This window comes from Cellulomonas sp. NEAU-ZC6, from assembly GCF_056844425.1.
Window position 1 is genome coordinate 219,431 of the sequence record NZ_JBXFYH010000004.1, and the last position, 16,018, is coordinate 235,448.

General features: G+C 75.0%; 10 protein-coding genes, 1 pseudogene and 1 riboswitch. Of the genes and pseudogenes, 7 read left to right on the forward strand and 4 right to left on the reverse strand.

All coding sequences use genetic code 11. From position 1 onward, the window contains the following. Positions 1–587 precede the first annotated feature (587 nt). Positions 588–3,311 (reverse strand): annotated as a pseudogene (locus AC1050_RS17045) (cation-translocating P-type ATPase); the annotation flags it as partial. A 492-nt stretch (positions 3,312–3,803) separates the two neighbouring features. Beyond that, positions 3,804–4,319: a TetR family transcriptional regulator gene (locus AC1050_RS17050; protein WP_482388598.1), complete on the reverse strand. Its 516-nt coding sequence runs from the start codon at positions 4,317–4,319 to the stop codon at positions 3,804–3,806. 94 nt (positions 4,320–4,413) lie between these two features. On the opposite strand from AC1050_RS17050, the gene AC1050_RS17055 reads away from it, so the two are divergent. Further along, on the forward strand, positions 4,414–5,970 hold the full coding sequence (locus AC1050_RS17055; protein ID WP_482388599.1) for an MFS transporter: 1,557 nt from the start codon (positions 4,414–4,416) through the stop codon (positions 5,968–5,970). A gap of 98 nt (positions 5,971–6,068) precedes the next feature. Here AC1050_RS17055 and AC1050_RS17060 read toward each other — a convergent pair whose 3' ends face one another. Further along, positions 6,069–8,330: a (Fe-S)-binding protein gene (locus AC1050_RS17060; RefSeq protein ID WP_482388600.1), complete on the reverse strand. Its 2,262-nt coding sequence runs from the start codon at positions 8,328–8,330 to the stop codon at positions 6,069–6,071. 264 nt (positions 8,331–8,594) lie between these two features. Between AC1050_RS17060 and AC1050_RS17065 the strand changes: the two genes are divergently transcribed. Genes AC1050_RS17065 through mnhG form a run of 6 tightly spaced genes read left to right on the forward strand, consistent with a single transcriptional unit; the run spans position 8,595 to position 15,390 of the window. Next, positions 8,595–11,696 carry a Na+/H+ antiporter subunit A gene (locus tag AC1050_RS17065; RefSeq protein ID WP_482388601.1) on the forward strand — a complete coding sequence of 1,034 codons (3,102 nt, stop codon included), beginning with the start codon at positions 8,595–8,597 and terminating at the stop codon, positions 11,694–11,696. Next, positions 11,693–12,229 (forward strand): Na(+)/H(+) antiporter subunit C, encoded by a 537-nt coding sequence (locus AC1050_RS17070; RefSeq protein ID WP_482388602.1) that lies wholly within the window; start codon positions 11,693–11,695, stop codon positions 12,227–12,229. Before AC1050_RS17065 ends, AC1050_RS17070 begins: the two co-directional genes overlap by 4 nt. After that, a complete protein-coding gene (locus AC1050_RS17075; RefSeq protein WP_482388603.1) occupies positions 12,226–13,773 on the forward strand; it encodes a Na+/H+ antiporter subunit D in 1,548 nt (515 codons plus the stop codon). The genes AC1050_RS17070 and AC1050_RS17075 overlap by 4 nt, the downstream gene beginning before the upstream one ends. Beyond that, the gene (locus tag AC1050_RS17080) at positions 13,770–14,351 is read left to right on the forward strand and encodes a Na+/H+ antiporter subunit E (RefSeq protein ID WP_482388604.1); all 582 of its coding nucleotides are present in this window, start codon (positions 13,770–13,772) and stop codon (positions 14,349–14,351) included. Before AC1050_RS17075 ends, AC1050_RS17080 begins: the two co-directional genes overlap by 4 nt. Further along, positions 14,348–14,995, forward strand: coding sequence for an MrpF/PhaF family protein (locus AC1050_RS17085; protein WP_482388605.1), 648 nt, complete (start codon positions 14,348–14,350; stop codon positions 14,993–14,995). Before AC1050_RS17080 ends, AC1050_RS17085 begins: the two co-directional genes overlap by 4 nt. Next, positions 14,992–15,390, forward strand: a complete 399-nt coding sequence (gene mnhG, locus AC1050_RS17090; RefSeq protein ID WP_482388606.1) for a monovalent cation/H(+) antiporter subunit G — start codon at positions 14,992–14,994, stop codon at positions 15,388–15,390. Before AC1050_RS17085 ends, mnhG begins: the two co-directional genes overlap by 4 nt. 66 nt (positions 15,391–15,456) lie before the next feature. Here the strand turns inward: mnhG and AC1050_RS17095 are convergent, their stop codons facing one another. Continuing rightward, complete coding sequence (locus AC1050_RS17095) at positions 15,457–15,741, reverse strand: DUF4235 domain-containing protein (RefSeq protein ID WP_482388607.1); 285 nt, start codon at positions 15,739–15,741, stop codon at positions 15,457–15,459. A 144-nt stretch (positions 15,742–15,885) separates the two neighbouring features. After that, positions 15,886–16,017, forward strand: a riboswitch (TPP riboswitch). The last annotated feature ends 1 nt before the right edge of the window (position 16,018 follow it).

The following is a 16,018-nucleotide window of genomic DNA, read 5'->3' on the forward strand; positions in this document are numbered from 1 at the left end:
TCGAGGCGCTCGGTCGGCGTGGACGTGCTCCGGCGCGAGCGGCGCCTCGGCGGGGTGTCCGCGCGCGGCTCCGGCGGGGCCCCGAGCGGGTCCACCGGGTCGAGCAGGATCGTCGCGTCGGTGGACGCCGTCGGCTCGCCCGCCGCCGTCCGCGCCGCGCCCGTCGCCGGCTCGGCCGCGGGCTCCGCGCCGGACACGGGCCCCGCGCCGGATACGGGCCCCGCGCCGGACACGGGCTCGGCACCGGACGCGGACGCGGGCTCGGCTGCCGGCTCCCGCCGGCCCGGCCCGGTCGCCGGGCCGCCCGGGGGCGGCAGCTGGATCGACGTGGTGTCCGCCGGCGCGGCACCGGCGGGGCCCGCACCGTGCCCCCGGCCGCTGGTCCGCCGCGCCACGCCCGGCGCCGGCACGAGCCGGGCCACGGGCCGTCCGTCGCGGGTCAGCGTGACCTCCTCGCCCTGCTCCACCGCGCCGACCAGGGCGGGCAGCCGTCCGGCCGCCTCGTCCAGGTCGACGGCGCCGGGCACGGGTGTCGCGGACGTCGACGCCGCGACCGCGTCCGGCCCGCCCGCCGGGTGGGCCCGCCGCCGCGCGTCCCGCACGCGGGTGATCGCCTTCATCGCCTCGACGAGCAGGAACACCAGCACGGCGAACCCGAGGGTCAGCGCCCACTCGCGCGGCCCGATCGGGGCGGAGTCGAACAGGTCGTTCATGAACGGCACGTAGGTGAAGAACAGCTGCAGCACGATCAGGCAGCCGGTCGCGATCCAGACGACCTTGTTGCCGCGCAGCACCCGCAGGGTGAGGCTCGACTCGCCCAGGAACCGGCAGTTGAACAGGTAGGCGAGCTGCCCGAGGGCCAGCATCGTCACCGCCGTGGTCTGCGCGGTCGCGTAGTCGGAGCGGCCCCGCTCGAGGAAGAACACCGCCAGCGTGGCGCCACCGATCAGCAGCGAGACCACGACGACGTGCTGCAGCGACTGCCGGGAGATCACGGACCCGCCGGGCGCGCGCGGCGGACGTGACATCACCCCGGGCTCGGCCGGCTCGTAGGCCAGGGCCAGCGACAGCGTGACGGCCGTGACCAGGTTGACCCAGAGGATCTGCACCGGCGACAGCGGCAGCGTCAGGCCGAACAGCACGGCCACGAGGATCACCAGCGACTGGGCGCCGTTGGTCGGCAGCAGGAAGACGACGGACTTCGCGATGTTGTCGTAGATCCGCCGCCCCTCCTCGACCGCGCGCTCGATGGTCGCGAAGTTGTCGTCGGCCAGGACGATCTCCGCGGACTCCTTGGTCGCCTCGGTGCCCTTGATGCCCATCGCGATGCCGACGTCCGCGCGGGTGAGCGCCGGGGCGTCGTTGACGCCGTCGCCGGTCATGGCGACGACCTCGCCGTGCGACTGCAGCGCCCGCACGATCCGGATCTTGTGCTCGGGGCTGGTGCGCGCGTAGACGTCGACGTCGCGGACCCGCGTGCGCAGCTGCTCCTGCGTCATCGCCTCGAGCTCGGCACCGGTCAGCGCGGCGACGTCGCCCTCGCCCCGGACGATGCCGAGCTCGCGGGCGATGGCGGTGGCGGTGCCGACGTGGTCGCCGGTGATCATCTTGACCCGGATGCCGGCCCGGTGGCAGTCGGCGATCGCGGCCACGGCCTCGGGCCGGGGCGGGTCGACGATGCCGAACACGCCCAGGAACGTCAGGCCGTCCTCGACGTCGTCCGCGTCGAGGGTCGTCGTGCCGTCGGCGACCGGGCGCTCGGCGGCGGCGAGCGTGCGGAGCCCCTGGCCGCCCAGCTCGTCGATGACCGCCTCCCACCGGAGCCGGTCGATCGGCTCGGCCCGGCCGTCCGCGCCGCGCTGGTGCGTGCAGCGGTCCAGCAGCCGGTCGGGGGCGCCCACGGCGCGGATCCGGGTGCCGGCCCCCGGGACGGCGTCGAGCGTGGCCATGTACTTGGTCGCCGACTCGAACGGCAGCGTCGCGAGCCGCTGGACCCCGGTCAGGTCGGCGCCGGCCTTGAGGGCGAGCGTCGCGATCGCGCCCTCCGTCGGCTGCCCGACGACGCGCCACAGCCCGCCCTCCTGCACGACGCGCGCGTCGTTCGCGGCCGCGGCCGCCGTGACCAGCGCGGCCAGGTCCGGGTGCGCCTCGAGCGGTGCCGCCGCGCCGTCCCGGGTGACCCGGCCCTCCGGCGCGTACCCCAGGCCCTCGACGGCGTACGTCCCCGCCGCCGTGACGACGGTGCGGGTGGTCATCTCGTTCTTGGTGAGCGTGCCGGTCTTGTCGGAGCAGATCGTGGTCACGGAGCCCAGCGCCTCGACGGCGGTGAGCTTGCGGGTGATCGCGTTCTGCCGGGCCATCTGCTGCACGCCGAGCGCGAGCGTCACGGTGACCAGCGCCGGCAGGCCCTCGGGCACCGCCGCGACCGCGAACCCGATCGCGGCCGACACCAGGTCGGGCAGGTCCCAGTCGTGGATGACGCGCCCGATGACCAGCATCACGGCCGCCATCGCCAGGATGCCGAGCGACAGCGCCTTGCCGAACGCCGCGAGCTTCTTGGACAGCGGGGTGTCCAGGTGGTCGACCTCGGCGATCATCGACTGGATCCGGCCGATCTCCGTGCCGGTGCCCGTGGCGGTGACGACGCCGACGCCGGTGCCGACCGCGACGATGGTGCTGGAGTACAGCATCGACGCGCGGTCGCCGATGCCCGCGTCCCCGCCCACCGGGTCGACGTGCTTGGTGGCCGGCACGGACTCGCCGGTCAGCGCCGCCTCCTCCACCTGCAGGTTGGTCGACTCGATCAGCCGCAGGTCCGCCGGCACCCGGTCGCCGGACCGCACGCGCACGACGTCACCCGGCACGAGGGTCTCGGCGTCCACGACGCGCCACTCGCCGTCCCGGCGCACCTGCGCGTCGAGCGAGAGCATCGTGCGGATGCCGTCCAGCGCGCGCTCGGCCTGGCCCTCCTGCAGGAACCCGACCGCGGCGTTGATCACCGCGACCGCCAGGATGACGGTGAAGTCGACCCAGTCGCCCAGGATCGCCTTGAGCACGGCGGAGGCCAGCAGGATGTAGATGAGGATGTCGTCGAAGTGCCCCAGCAGCCGGCGCAGCCAGCTGCGCCGCGGCGGCGCGGGCAGGCGGTTGTGGCCGTGCGCGACGAGGCGGCGGTCCGCCTCCGCCCCGGGCAGGCCGTCGGGCGCGCTGCGCAGCTCGGCCAGCACCGCCTCGGGCGGCTCGGCGTAGGGGCGCTCCGCGGCAGGGGCGCGGGTCGCGGGCGAGGGCGTCGTGAGGGCTGAGGTCGACATGTCACCACCTGAGGTGTTCGGCGTCCGGCCCATGGTGGCACGCCGGGTCCCCGGGCACCGAGGCGGGCGGGACCCCCGGAGCCGCTGATCGGCCGGTCGCGCGCGTGATGCCACGACCCCCGACGCGCACCCGCGGGACGTGGGTCCCACCGGGCCGTGCCGGGTGGCGCCGGGGGTCGCACCCGGCAGCGGGTGAGTGGCGATGGCCACGTTTTACGTGGAATTCACCCGGTACGGGTGCGCGCCGCCGTGTTCACAGCGCAAGATGACACTCCGTAAGTCGATCGAGGGGGGCGAGTCATGGAGATGACCACGAACGACCAGCAGACGTCCGAGAACCGCGAGGACGCGCCCTGGAGCAGCGTGAGCAATCCCCGCCGCGTGCGCATCTGACGCGACGGACCCGTCCCGCCCGGTGACCTCCGCACCGGGCGGCACATCCTTCCCGACGGCCCCGCGGCCCCGTGCTGCGGGGCCGTCGGCGTCCGCGGATCAGGCGCCGCGGAGCCGGGCGAGGACGGTGCGGGCGTCGGCGAGCGCGCCCTCGTCCCGGACGCCCGTGACCGCGTTGTAGTACATGCCGTCGCCGACCAGCTGGACCACGTGCGCGAGCGCGGGGTCGCCCAGCTCCTCCAGCAGCGCCGCGTACCAGCCGTCCCGCAGCTCGCCGAGCACGGTGGTCGCGTCCCCGTCCGACTCCTCGGCCAGCCGGGCCGCGGCGACCAGCGCCCGGTCCAGCGGGCCGCCGGACTGCTCGGACTCCCGCAGGTAGTACTCCGCCGCGCCCTCGGGGGCGGCGCGCATCGCGGCGAGGTCGGCGGCGCCGAGCGCGGCGAGGCGCTCGCGCTGGCCCTGCACGAGGGCGGCCTTGCTGGGGAAGTGGTAGAGCAGGCCGCCCTTGGAGACCTCGGCGGCGGCGGCGACGGCGTCCAGGGTCGCGGCGCGCGGGCCGTGCGCGATCAGCAGGCCCTCGAACGCGTCGAGCAGCCGGTCGCGGGTGGCGGACATGGGAATGAACCTACCGGCCTCGACGCTGAACCGTCCAGACGGTACAGTTCCCGTCGATCCAGATCGCCGCACGCCCACGAACGAGGTCCGCACCATGTCCGCCCCCACCACCGCCCGCTCGCCGCAGCCGACCGCGGCCGTGCCCGTGCTCCTGCACCGGGGGCGGCCGGTCCGCCCGTGGGCGGTGCTGGTCGTGCTGATGCTGCCGGTGCTGCTGATCTCCGTGGACAACACGGTGCTGAGCTTCGCGCTGCCGTCGATCACGGCGGCGCTGGGCGCCTCCGGGTCCGAGCTGCTGTGGATCGTCGACGCGTACCCCCTGATGCTGGCCGGCCTGCTGGTGCCGATGGGCAGCCTGGGCGACCGCGTCGGGCGCAAGCGGCTGCTGCTGGTCGGCGCGACCGGGTTCGCCGTCGTGTCCCTGCTCGCGGCCTGGGCCACCACCCCGGCGATGCTGATCGCGTCCCGGGCGCTGCTCGGCGTCTTCGGCGCGACCCTGATGCCGTCGACGCTGTCGCTGATCCGCAACGTCTTCCTCGACCGCGCGCAGCGCCGCCTGGCCATCGCGATCTGGGCGTCCGGCTTCGCGGGCGGCGCGGCGCTCGGCCCGGTCGTCGGCGGCGCGCTGCTCACGCACTTCTGGTGGGGCTCGGTGTTCCTGCTGAACGTGCCGGTGCTGCTGGTGCTGCTCCCGCTGGCCGTCGCGCTGGTGCCGGAGTCCAGGGACCCCGCGCCGGGCCCGCTCGACCCGTGGAGCAGCGTGCTCGCGCTCGCGACGATGCTCCCGCTGGTCTACGCGATCATCGCGACCGGCGAGCACGGCGTCACGGGCACCACGGTCGCGTGCGTCGTCGTCGGCCTCGCCGCGGGGTGGGCGTTCGTCCGCCGCCAGCGCCGGCTCGCCAGCCCCATGATCGACGTCCGGCTGTTCCGGAACCCCGTGTTCTCCGGTGCGGTGTCGGCCAACCTGCTCTCGGTGCTCGGGTTCTCCGGCCTGCTGGTGATCGTGTCCCAGTTCCTGCAGCTCGCCGCCGGGCTCAGCCCGATGGACGCCGGCCTGGTGCTGGTGCCCGGGCTCGCCGCGTCGGTGGCGGCCGGGCTGCTCGCGGTGCGGCTGGTGCGGTACGTCCGTCCCGGCGTCCTGATCGGGTCCAGCTTCCTGCTCGCGGCGGCCGGCTACGGCGTGCTCACGCTGGTCGGCGACGTGCCGACGCCGGTGACCGTCGCGGTGACGTTCGTGGTGATGGGCATCGGGGTCGGTCTCGCGGAGACCTTGACGAACGACCAGATCACCACGGCCGTCCCGCCGGAGAAGGCCGGCGCCGCCTCGGCGATCTCGGAGACGGCCTACGAGCTCGGCACCACGCTCGGCGTCGCGGTGCTCGGCTCCGTGCTGAACGCGACGTACCGCGCCCGCGTCGTGGTGCCGGAGACGCTGACCGCCGACCAGGCGCACGCTGCCGGGGACACCCTGGGCGGTGCGGTGTCGGTCGGCGGCGAGGTCGGCGGGGGCGCGGGGGACGCGCTGCTCGAGTCGGCACGCCTGGCGTTCGACGCCGGCACCCAGCACGCCGCCGCCGTGGGCGCGGTCGTGGCGATCGCGGCCGCGCTGGTCTCGTTCGTCACCCTCCGCCGCGCCACGGCGCTGTAGCCCGCGAGGTCGAGGGGTTGCCGCGCTCCGGCACCCGCAACCCCTCGACCTCGCCGCAACCCCTCGACCTCGGCCGGGTGCGCCGCCGGGGTGCGCCGCTAGGCGCCCGCGCGGACCCGGTCCAGCAGGAGGAGCGCGATGTCGGTGACCTCCGGGACGCCGACCGCCGTGCGGTCCACGCCCGCGCCCGCGCCCGCGGCGGCCGTCGCCGCGGCGACGCCGTCGGTCAGCATCACCGTGCAGTAGGGGCACGCCGTCGCGACGACGTCGGCGCCGGTGGCGACGGCCTCCTCGGCGCGGGCGGTGCCGATCCGGGTGCCGATCGACTCCTCGAGCCACATCCGTGCGCCGCCCGCGCCGCAGCAGAACGAGCGCTCGCGGTTCCGCGGCATCTCGACGGCCTCGACGCCGGGCAGGGCGGCCAGGAGCTCGCGCGGCGGCTCGTACACCTCGTTGTGCCGGCCGAGGTAGCAGGGGTCGTGGTAGGTCACCCGCTGCGGCTCGGCACCGTCCGGCGCGACCGGCGTCAGGCGGCCCTCGCCGACCAGGCGGTCCAGCAGCTCGGTGTGGTGCACGACGTCGTACCGTCCGCCCAGCTGCGGGTACTCGCGGGACAGCGTGTTGAAGCAGTGCGCACAGGTGACGACCACCGCGCGGGCCCCGGCGGCGGCCAGCGTCTCCACGTTGGCGGACGCGAGCATCTGGTACAGCACCTCGTTGCCCGCGCGCCGGGCCGGGTCGCCGGTGCAGCCCTCGCCGTCGCCCAGCACGGCGAACGTCACGCCGGCGGTGTGCAGCAGCTCGGCCACCGCGCGGGTGGTGCGCTTCGCCTTCTCCTCGTACGCGCCCGCGCACCCGACCCAGAACAGGTAGTCGACCTCGGCGGCGGTGGCGACGTCGGCCCCGACGACCGGGACGTCGAACGGCAGGCCCTTCGCCCAGTCCAGCCGCTGCCGCGCGGGCAGGCCCCAGGGGTTGCCCCGGCGCTCCATCTTCGTGAACGTCGCGCCCAGCTCGGCGGGGAACGCCGACTCCATCAGCGTCTGGTACCGCCGGATGTCGACGATGGTGTCGACGTGCTCGATGTCCACCGGGCACTGCTGGACGCACGCGCCGCAGGTGGTGCACGCCCACAGGGCGTCGGCGTCGATGATCCCCGAGGCCACCAGGTCGACGTCCACGTGGCCCGTCCCGACGTCGCCCGCCGCCCCGGCCCGCGCCGCCTGCAGGTACGGCGCCGTGGCGGCCGCGTGGTCCCGCAGCGCGAGCGTGACCAGCTTCGGGGACAGCGGCTTGCCGGTGGCCCAGGCGGGGCACTGGTCCTGGCACCGCCCGCACTCGGTGCACGTCGAGACGTCGAGCAGCTGCTTCCAGGTCAGGTCCTCGACCGCCCGCACGCCCAGCCGGGCGTCCGAGGGCAGGTCCTCCAGCGCGGCCACGTCGAGGTCGCGGTCGCCCACCCGCACGGGCGCGAGTGGCCCGAGCGCGACGGCGCCGTCGGGGGAGCGCTGCGCGTAGACGTTGAGCACGGCGAGGAACCGGTGCCAGGCGATGCCCATCGTCGGCTGCAGCCCGACCACCACGAACCAGGCCGTCGACACCAGGATCTTGACGGTCGCGCACAGCACCACCGCCTGCTCGACCGCCGCCGTCGGTGCCCCCGCCCACAGCCCGCCGATCCAGGCGGTGGTGGGGAAGTGCCAGGCGCTCGCCAGGGCCGACCCGTCGCGGACCGCGAGCTCGTGCTCCAGGCCGCGCAGCAGCAGCACCGCGAGCACCACCAGCAGGACCGTCGCCTCGACGACCACGGCCTGCCCGGTGTGCGACCCGAAGAACCGCGACCGGCGCGCGGGCAGCGCACCCGGGTCGGCGACCGGGCCCGTCCCGTCGCCCGCGCCGGCGCCGACCGCGGCGATCGCCCGGCCCGGCGTCGGCGGCAGCCCGCGCGGGGTGCGCCGGGCCCGGACCACGATCAGCGCGACGATGCCGGCGAGCGACAGCCAGGCGATGCCCTCGGTCAGCCACTCCCACGGCGCGAGGTGCCCGAGCACCGGGAGCACGGCCCGCGGGTCCACCACCTGCGCGTACCCCGTGACCAGCGTGAAGAACAGGACGGGGAACGAGACCATCACGGTCCAGTGCGCGACCCGGACGACGGGCGTGTGCTGGAACCGGCCGTGCCCGACCATCTCCCGCAGCACCAGCAGCGTGCGGCGCCCGACCGGCCGCAGCCGGCCCGGCGCGGGGCGGCCCGCGCGGACGGTGCGGGTGATCCGCAGCACACCGCGCGCGAACGTCGCGACGCCGACGACGGTGGCCGCCGCGACCACGACGAGGCAGGTCACCTGGAGCGCGTCCACCCGCTCACGCTAGCCGCCGCGGCAGCAGCCGCCGGCGCCGGAGGTCCCGGGCTCTGCGTGGGTGGTCGTGCTCGTCCGGCAGGGGTTGGCCATCACTTGATAGAGTCCAGGTAATCCCTCGACCACGGTCGGCGCCCGCGCGCTTGCGCACGGGTCGCCCGCCGTGCGTCCCTGTACCTGCCCGTCCACAACACCACACCTGCCGGCCGCCGGGTCGGTGCGACCGACCGACCGACCACCCGCCCACCACAGGACGGAGCGGACGTGCTGCAGCTCTTGACGGTGCACCTCGTCGCGGCCCTGATCGCGCCCGCGCTCGTGGCGTGGCTCGGCCGCAAGGCCTTCTGGGTCCTCGCCCTCGCGCCGCTGTCGGCCGCGGTCTGGGCGCTCTCCCTCACCGGCGAGGTGCTGGCCGGCGACGGCCCCACCCAGGTCGTCGAGTGGGTCCCCGGCCTCGGCCTGGAGCTCGCGTTCCGCCTGGACACGCTGTCCTGGCTGATGACCCTGCTGGTCGGCGGCGTCGGCGCCCTGGTCCTGGTCTACTGCTCGGCGTACTTCAAGCAGCACGCCAGCGGCCTCGGCCGGTTCGGCGCGGTGCTGGTGGCGTTCGCCGGCGTGATGCTCGGCCTGGTGACGGCGGACGACACGCTGCTGCTGTTCGTGTTCTGGGAGCTGACGACGGTCTTCTCCTACCTGCTCATCGGGCACTACCACGAGCGCAAGGCCAGCCGCCGGGCCGCGATGCAGGCCATCGTCGTCACCACGGCGGGCGGCCTGACGATGCTCGTGGGCGTGATCCTGCTGGGCGAGAGCGCCGGCACGTACCGCCTGTCCGCGATCCTCGCGGACCCGCCGCAGGGGCCGCTGGTCACCGCCGCGGTCGTCTGCCTGCTGATCGGCGCGGCGAGCAAGTCCGCGCTGATCCCGCTGCACTTCTGGCTGCCCGCGGCCATGGCCGCGCCGACCCCGGTCAGCGCCTACCTGCACGCCGCGGCGATGGTGAAGGCGGGCGTCTACCTGGTCGCGCGGTTCGCGCCCGCCTACTCGGACCTGTCCGCCTGGCGCTGGTTGGTCATCGCGCTCGGGTCGGGCACGCTGCTGCTCGGCGGCTACCGCGCGCTGCGCCAGCACGACCTCAAGCTGGTGCTCGCGTTCGGCACCGTCAGCCAGCTCGGCCTCATCGTGCTGCTGGTCGGCTACGGGACGCGGGCGACGGCGCTCGCGGGCCTGGCGATGGTCGGCGCGCACGCGATGTTCAAGGCCGCGCTGTTCCTCGTCGTCGGCGTGGTCGACGCGGCGACCGGCACCCGCGATCTGCGCCGGCTGTCCGGCGTCGGCCGCGCCCTGCCGGTGACCGCGCTGGCCGGCGGCCTGGCCACGCTGTCGATGATCGGCTTCCCGCCGTTCGCGGGGTACGTGGCTAAGGAGGCCGCGCTCGAGGCGCTGAGCCACGGCGGGCACCCGGAGGACCTCGTGGTCCTGGTGGTCGTCGCGGTCGGCTCGGCGCTGACCGTCGCGTACGGCCTGCGGCTGTGGTGGGGCGCCTTCGCGACCAAGCCGGTGCTGTCGCCCGCGGCCGTCAAGAACCTCACCGCGGCCCGCGAGGCGAAGGCCGCGCAGCGGGAGCCCGCCGCCCGGGTCGAGCGGAGCGCCGCGGAGCCCGACGCGCACGCCGACGACGACCGAGCCGAGCCCGCACCCGTCGGCCGCCCCTCGCTGACCCTGGTGTGGCCGGCGCTGCTGCTCGCCGTGCTCGGCCTGGCGGTGGCGCTGCTGCCCGCGTTCGGCGAGGAGCTGCTCGCGCCGTACGCGGACACCTACCCGGCCGGCGAGCCGGGTCACCTCGTGCTGTGGGGCGGCTTCACGCCGGTGCTCGCGATCACGGTCGCGGTGCTCGGCGTCGGCGCCCTGCTGTTCCTGGTGCGCGGGCCGGTCGAGGCCGCGCAGGCCGCCGTGCCCCACGTGCCCGAGGCCGACCGGGTGTACCGCCGGTTCATGCGCAAGCTCGACGACCTGGCCGCGGACGTCACCGCGATGACCCAGCGTGGTTCGCTGCCGTTCTACCTGGGCGGCATCCTCGTCGTGTTCGTCGTCGCGGTCGGGGTCCCGCTCGCGCGGTTCACCCAGCTGCCCGACGACGCCCGTGCCTGGGACCGACCGGCGCAGCTGGTGATCGGCGCGTTCGTCGCCGTCGCCGCCGTGCTGGTCGCGCGCGCCCGCCGGCGGCTGAAGGCGGTCATCCTGCTCGGGGTGTGCGGCTACGGCATCGCGGCGCTGTTCCTGCTGCACGGCGCACCCGACCTGGCGCTGACCCAGGTGCTGGTCGAGACCGTCACCCTGGTCGTGTTCGTCCTGGTGATGCGCCGGCTCCCGCCGTACTTCTCCGACCGGCCCCTGGTGGCGTCGCGCTTCGTGCGCCTCGTGGTCGCGCTGGCCACCGGCCTGACGGTCGGCGCGCTCGCGCTGGTCGTCCCGGGCGCGCGCATCCACGTGCCGGTGTCGGTCGACTTCGCCGAGGAGGCCTACTCGTTCGGCGGCGGCAAGAACATCGTCAACGTGACGCTGGTGGACATCCGCGCCTGGGACACCATGGGCGAGCTCTCCGTGGTGCTGGTCGCGGCCACCGGCGTCGCCTCGCTGGTGTTCCTGCGCCGGCGGTCCGGCGCGATCTTCCGCGCCGGGGACGCGCCCGAGCAGCGGCAGGTCTGGGGCGGCGGCGACGACCCGCTGGCCCGGGTCCGGCGGCCCGCGCAGGCCCGCGCCGCGTACCAGCCGCGCGAGTGGCTGCGCGCCGGCCGCACCCTGGCGCCGCGCCGCCGGTCCGTCGTGTTCGAGGTCGTGGTGCGGCTGCTGTTCCACACGATGATCGTGTACTCGCTGTTCCTGCTGTTCTCCGGGCACAACGCCCCGGGCGGCGGCTTCGCGGCGGGCCTGGTCACGGGCATCGCGCTGATCGTGCGCTACCTGGCCGGCGGCCGGTACGAGCTGGGCGAGGCGGCGCCGGTGCAGCCGGGCCTGCTGCTCGGCAGCGGCCTGTTCCTGTCCGCGGGCGTCGGGCTGGGCGCGCTGATCTTCGGCGGCAGCGTGCTGCAGTCCTGGATCATCGACGTCTCGCTCCCGCTGGTCGGGGACATCCACCTGGTCACGTCGCTGTTCTTCGACGTCGGCGTCTACCTGGTCGTCGTCGGTCTGATCCTCGACATCCTCCGGAGCCTCGGGGCGGAGATCGACCGGCAGTCCGAGGCCGAGGGCGATCCGGTGGGGGTCGGCGGCGACGCCGAGCCCGCCGAGGAGATCCGCGTGGACGCGGCGGCGGCCGGCCTCGTCGAGCACCGGCCCGGCGCCCGGACGGAGGACGCGCGATGATCGACATGAGCCCCAACCTGGTCCTGGTCGGTGTGATCGTCGTCCTGGTGACCGCGGGGGTGTACCTGCTGCTGGAGCGCAGCCTGTCCCGGGTGCTGATCGGCGTGATCCTGATCGGCAACGGCGCGAACCTGCTGTTCCTGGTCGCGGGCGGCGCCGCCGGGCGGCCGCCGATCGTCGGGCTGGAGCCCGAGGGCCGGATGAGCGACCCGCTGCCGCAGGCGATGGTGCTGACCGCCATCGTCATCACGCTCGGCATGACCGCGTTCCTGCTGGCCATGGCCTACCGGTCCTGGCAGCTGCACCGGCACGACGAGGTGCAGGACGACCTCGAGGACCGCCGCATCGCCCGCCTCGCCGCCCGCGACGAGCGCGCGTTCGCCGACGACGACACCGAGGAGTCGACGACCACCCTCGACGAGGAGGCCGCCGAGACCCGGGACGAGACGGACGAGGGCGAACGCTCGCCCGCCGCGGTGGGCCACGACGACCACGACCGACCGACCGACGACCGAGGGCAGGAGGGCCGATGAGCGAGTACAGCTGGCTCGTGCCGCTGCCCGTCGTCGTGCCGCTGTTCGGGGCCGGGCTGGCGCTCGCGCTGTACCGCCGCCCGCGGCTGCAGCGGATCATCAGCGTCATCGCGCTGAGCATCGTGCTGGTGGTCGCCGCCACGCTGCTGGTGCTCGCGGACGACGGCCCGCTGGTCGTGGACATCGGCGGCTGGGCCGCCCCGGTCGGCATCGACCTGGTCGCCGACCGGCTGTCGGCGCTGATGCTCACCGTGTCGGCGGCCGTGACGCTGTGCGTCCAGCTGTACTCGCTGGCCCAGGGCGAGGCCGACGGCGACGAGGCCGCGCCGGTGTCGATCTACCACCCGACCTACCTGATCCTGACCGCCGGCGTCGCGAACGCGTTCCTGTCCGGCGACCTGTTCAACATCTACGTCGGGTTCGAGATCCTGCTCGCCGCCTCCTACGTGCTGCTGACGCTCGGCGGCACCGGGGAGCGGATCCGCGCCGGCAGCATCTACGTGGTCGTGGCGCTGCTGTCCTCGCTGCTCTTCCTGATCGCCATCGCGATGACGTACGCCGCGACGGGCACCGTGAACCTGGCGCAGCTGGCCGAGCGGCTGCCGGAGATCGACCCCGGCGTCCGGCTGGCGCTGCAGGTGATGCTGCTGCTCGCGTTCGGCATCAAGGCGGCGATCTTCCCGCTGTCCGCCTGGCTGCCCGACTCGTACCCGACCGCGCCCGCGCCGGTGACCGCCGTGTTCGCCGGACTGCTGACCAAGGTCGGCGTCTACGCGATCATCCGCACCCAGACCCTGCTGTTCCCCGAGGGCCGGATGGACGACGTCCTCATGTGGGCGGCGCTGGCGACGATGGTGGTGGGCATCCTGGGCGCCGTCGCGCAGGACGACCTGAAACGTCTGCTGTCGTTCACGCTGGTCAGCCACATCGGCTACATGATCTTCGGCATCGCGCTCGCCTCGGAGACCGGCTGGGCCGCGGCGATCTACTACGTCGCGCACCACATCATCGTGCAGACCGGCCTGTTCCTGGTGGCGGGGCTGATCGAACGCCGGGGCGGGTCGACGTCGCTCGACTCGCTCGGCGGCCTGGCGAAGATCGCGCCGGTGCTGGCGATCCTGTTCTTCATCCCCGCGATGAACCTCGGCGGCATCCCGCCGCTGTCCGGGTTCCTCGGCAAGGTCGGGCTGCTGCAGGCCGGCGTGCAGGACGGCTCCGGGCTGGCCCTGACCCTGGTGGTGGGCGGCGTGCTCACCTCGCTGCTCACGCTCTACGCGCTGATCAAGGCGTGGAACAAGGCGTTCTGGCAGACCCCGCCGGAGCCGGTGCCCGACACGCACCTGCCCCGCGGCATGGTCGGCTCCGCCGGTGCCCTCGTGGTGCTCGGCCTGGCCCTGACCGTCGGTGCCGGACCCCTCTACGGGTACGCCGAGCGCGCGGCCGGCGCGCTGGCCGACCGCTCCGTGTACATCCAGTCCGTGCTGCCGGAGGACGGCCGCGGGTCCGGGGAGTCCGTCGACGCGGCGAGGGAGGGCGACCGGTGAGCCTGCACCCGCGCCGTCGCCGGCTGGCGACCCAGTGGCCGACCATGCTGTGGCTGGTCGCCGTCTGGGTCCTGCTGTGGGGCGACTTCTCGTTCGGGAACCTCCTGGCGGGCGCGGTGATCGCCGTGGCGGTCACCGGTCTGCTGCGGATGACCCCCATCGAGTTCCACGGCACGATCCGCCCCGTCGCGCTGGCCGTGCTGGTCGGCCGGTTCGCGTGGGACCTCGTGCACGCCTCGGTCGAGGTCTCCTGGGTCGCGCTGCGGCCCCGGCACACCCCCCGCGGAGCCGTGATCGGGGTCCAGCTGCGCAACCACTCGGACCTGTACCTGACGATGACCGCGGAGCTCTGCTCGCTGGTCCCCGGGTCGCTGGTCGTCGAGGCGCACCGGCTGACGGGCATGCTCTACCTGCACGTGCTGGACGTCGAGCAGTCCGGCGGCGTGGAGCGGGCGCGGCGCACCGTGCTCGAGCAGGAGGAGCGCGTGCTGCGGGCCTTCGCCTCGGACAGCGAGCTGCGGGAGGCGGGCCTCGAGCCGCGCGGCCGCGGCGCCCGACGCGCGGAGGTGCGCGCATGACCGTCGTCCTGCTGATCTGCGCCGCGCTGCTCACCGCCGCCGGCGTCCTGGCCCTGATCCGCGCCGAGCGCGGGCCGTCGATGCTCGACCGGACCGTGGCGCTCGACATCATCGTGACCGTCGTGGTGGCGGCCGTGGCGCTCTACGCCGCCGCCGAGCGCCGGACCGACGTCGTGCCGATCCTCGTGGTGCTGTCGCTGGTCGGCTTCGTCGGATCGACGACCATCGCCCGGTTCGCGTCCGTCGAGCCCGAGGGCGAGGGCCGCGTGCGGTCCCGCGAGGAGATCGCGGCGGAGGAGGCCGAGCGGATCCGCGCCGAGGAGGAGGCCGAGACCGCCCGCCGCGCGCGCCGGGCGCGCGAGGCCGAGGCGTCCGCCGTCGAGGCCCCGAGGCCCGCCGCGGACCCGGCCGAGGTCCGGGCCGAGCACGCCGCGCACGGCGACCAGGCGCGGCGTGCCGAGACCGTGCCCGACGAGGACCGCCGCGAGCACGGCGACGAGGCGCAGGTCGACGAGCACGGGCCGGGGGAGCACGCGGACGCCGCCGAGCTGGCCGGCGCGGACGCCGCCGCGGACCGGGCCGCGGCCGAGCGCGCGACGACCGACCACCCGTCCGACCGGTCCGAGCAGGGAGGTGCCCGATGAGCTGGGACACCATCGCGGACGTGGTGTCCGCGGTCTGCATGCTCGGCGGCGCGCTGCTCGCGCTGGCCGCCGGCGTCGGCGTGCTGCGGTTCCCCGACCTGCTGTCCCGGATGCACGCCGGGACCAAGCCGCAGGTGCTCGGGCTGATCCTGGTGCTGATCGGGCTGTCGCTGCGGCTGCGCTCCGGCGCCGCCGTGTGGGCGCTGGTGCTCGTCGCGCTGTTCCAGATGCTGACGGCGCCCGTCGCCGCGCACCTGGTGGGTCGCGCCGGCTACCGCACCGGCAAGGTCCGCCGGGACCTGCTGGTCGTCGACGAGCTGACGCAGGCGCAGGACGAGGTCGACGGCCGCGACGGCGGCGAGGCGGACGAGAGCCGCGACGAGCGGGACGCCTGACCCGCGCCGGGCAGCACGACGCCGGTGGCGGTCCGTCACGGCCCGCCACCGGCGTCGTCCGGAAGGTCAGCCGGGGAGGCGGCGGTTCCGGTCCACGCGCTGCACGAACTTCTTGGTGCCGCGGGTCGCGAACACGCGAGCCAGCGACACGGCGCCCGACGTGATCGCGGCGGCCAGGACGACCTCGCCGATCCGGATGTCGGTCGCGTCGTCCTCGGGCTTCGGCGGCTTGTGCCCCGAGGTGGCCTTCCAGACGGCGTCGACGGCCTTGCCGGCCAGCCAGGCGACCGCACCGGCGACGACCAGGCCGGTGATCTTGGCGAACGTGGACTGGGCTTCTTCGTCGGCCACGGGACCTCCAGGGTCGGGCGTCGTGCGGGCTCGGGTACCCGGCCCACGCTAGCGCCGTGGCGGCCCGGCCGCAGGTCACGGGCGGTCCGGGCCGGGCGCGCGCGGGCGGGGCCGGACGGCGCGCCCGTGCGGTGTAGGGTCGGCGGCGAACGACAGGGGAGCGTCCCGGGTCGCGCGACAAGCCGCGGCCCGACCGACGCTGAGAGTGCGGACGGACCGCAGACCCTCGAACCTGATCCGGTTAGCACCGGCGTAGGGAGTCGGGACTTCTCAGTCG

Bases quoted from the DNA above. Each gene is read 5' to 3' on its own strand.
- AC1050_RS17050 (WP_482388598.1), bottom strand. From the start codon at position 4,319: ATGTCCGCCACCCGCGACCGGCTGCTCGACGCGTTCGAGGGCCTGCTG.
- AC1050_RS17055 (WP_482388599.1), top strand. From the start codon at position 4,414: ATGTCCGCCCCCACCACCGCCCGCTCGCCGCAGCCGACCGCGGCCGTG.
- AC1050_RS17070 (WP_482388602.1), top strand. From the start codon at position 11,693: ATGATCGACATGAGCCCCAACCTGGTCCTGGTCGGTGTGATCGTCGTC.
- AC1050_RS17075 (WP_482388603.1), top strand. From the start codon at position 12,226: ATGAGCGAGTACAGCTGGCTCGTGCCGCTGCCCGTCGTCGTGCCGCTG.
- AC1050_RS17085 (WP_482388605.1), top strand. From the start codon at position 14,348: ATGACCGTCGTCCTGCTGATCTGCGCCGCGCTGCTCACCGCCGCCGGC.
- mnhG (WP_482388606.1), top strand. From the start codon at position 14,992: ATGAGCTGGGACACCATCGCGGACGTGGTGTCCGCGGTCTGCATGCTC.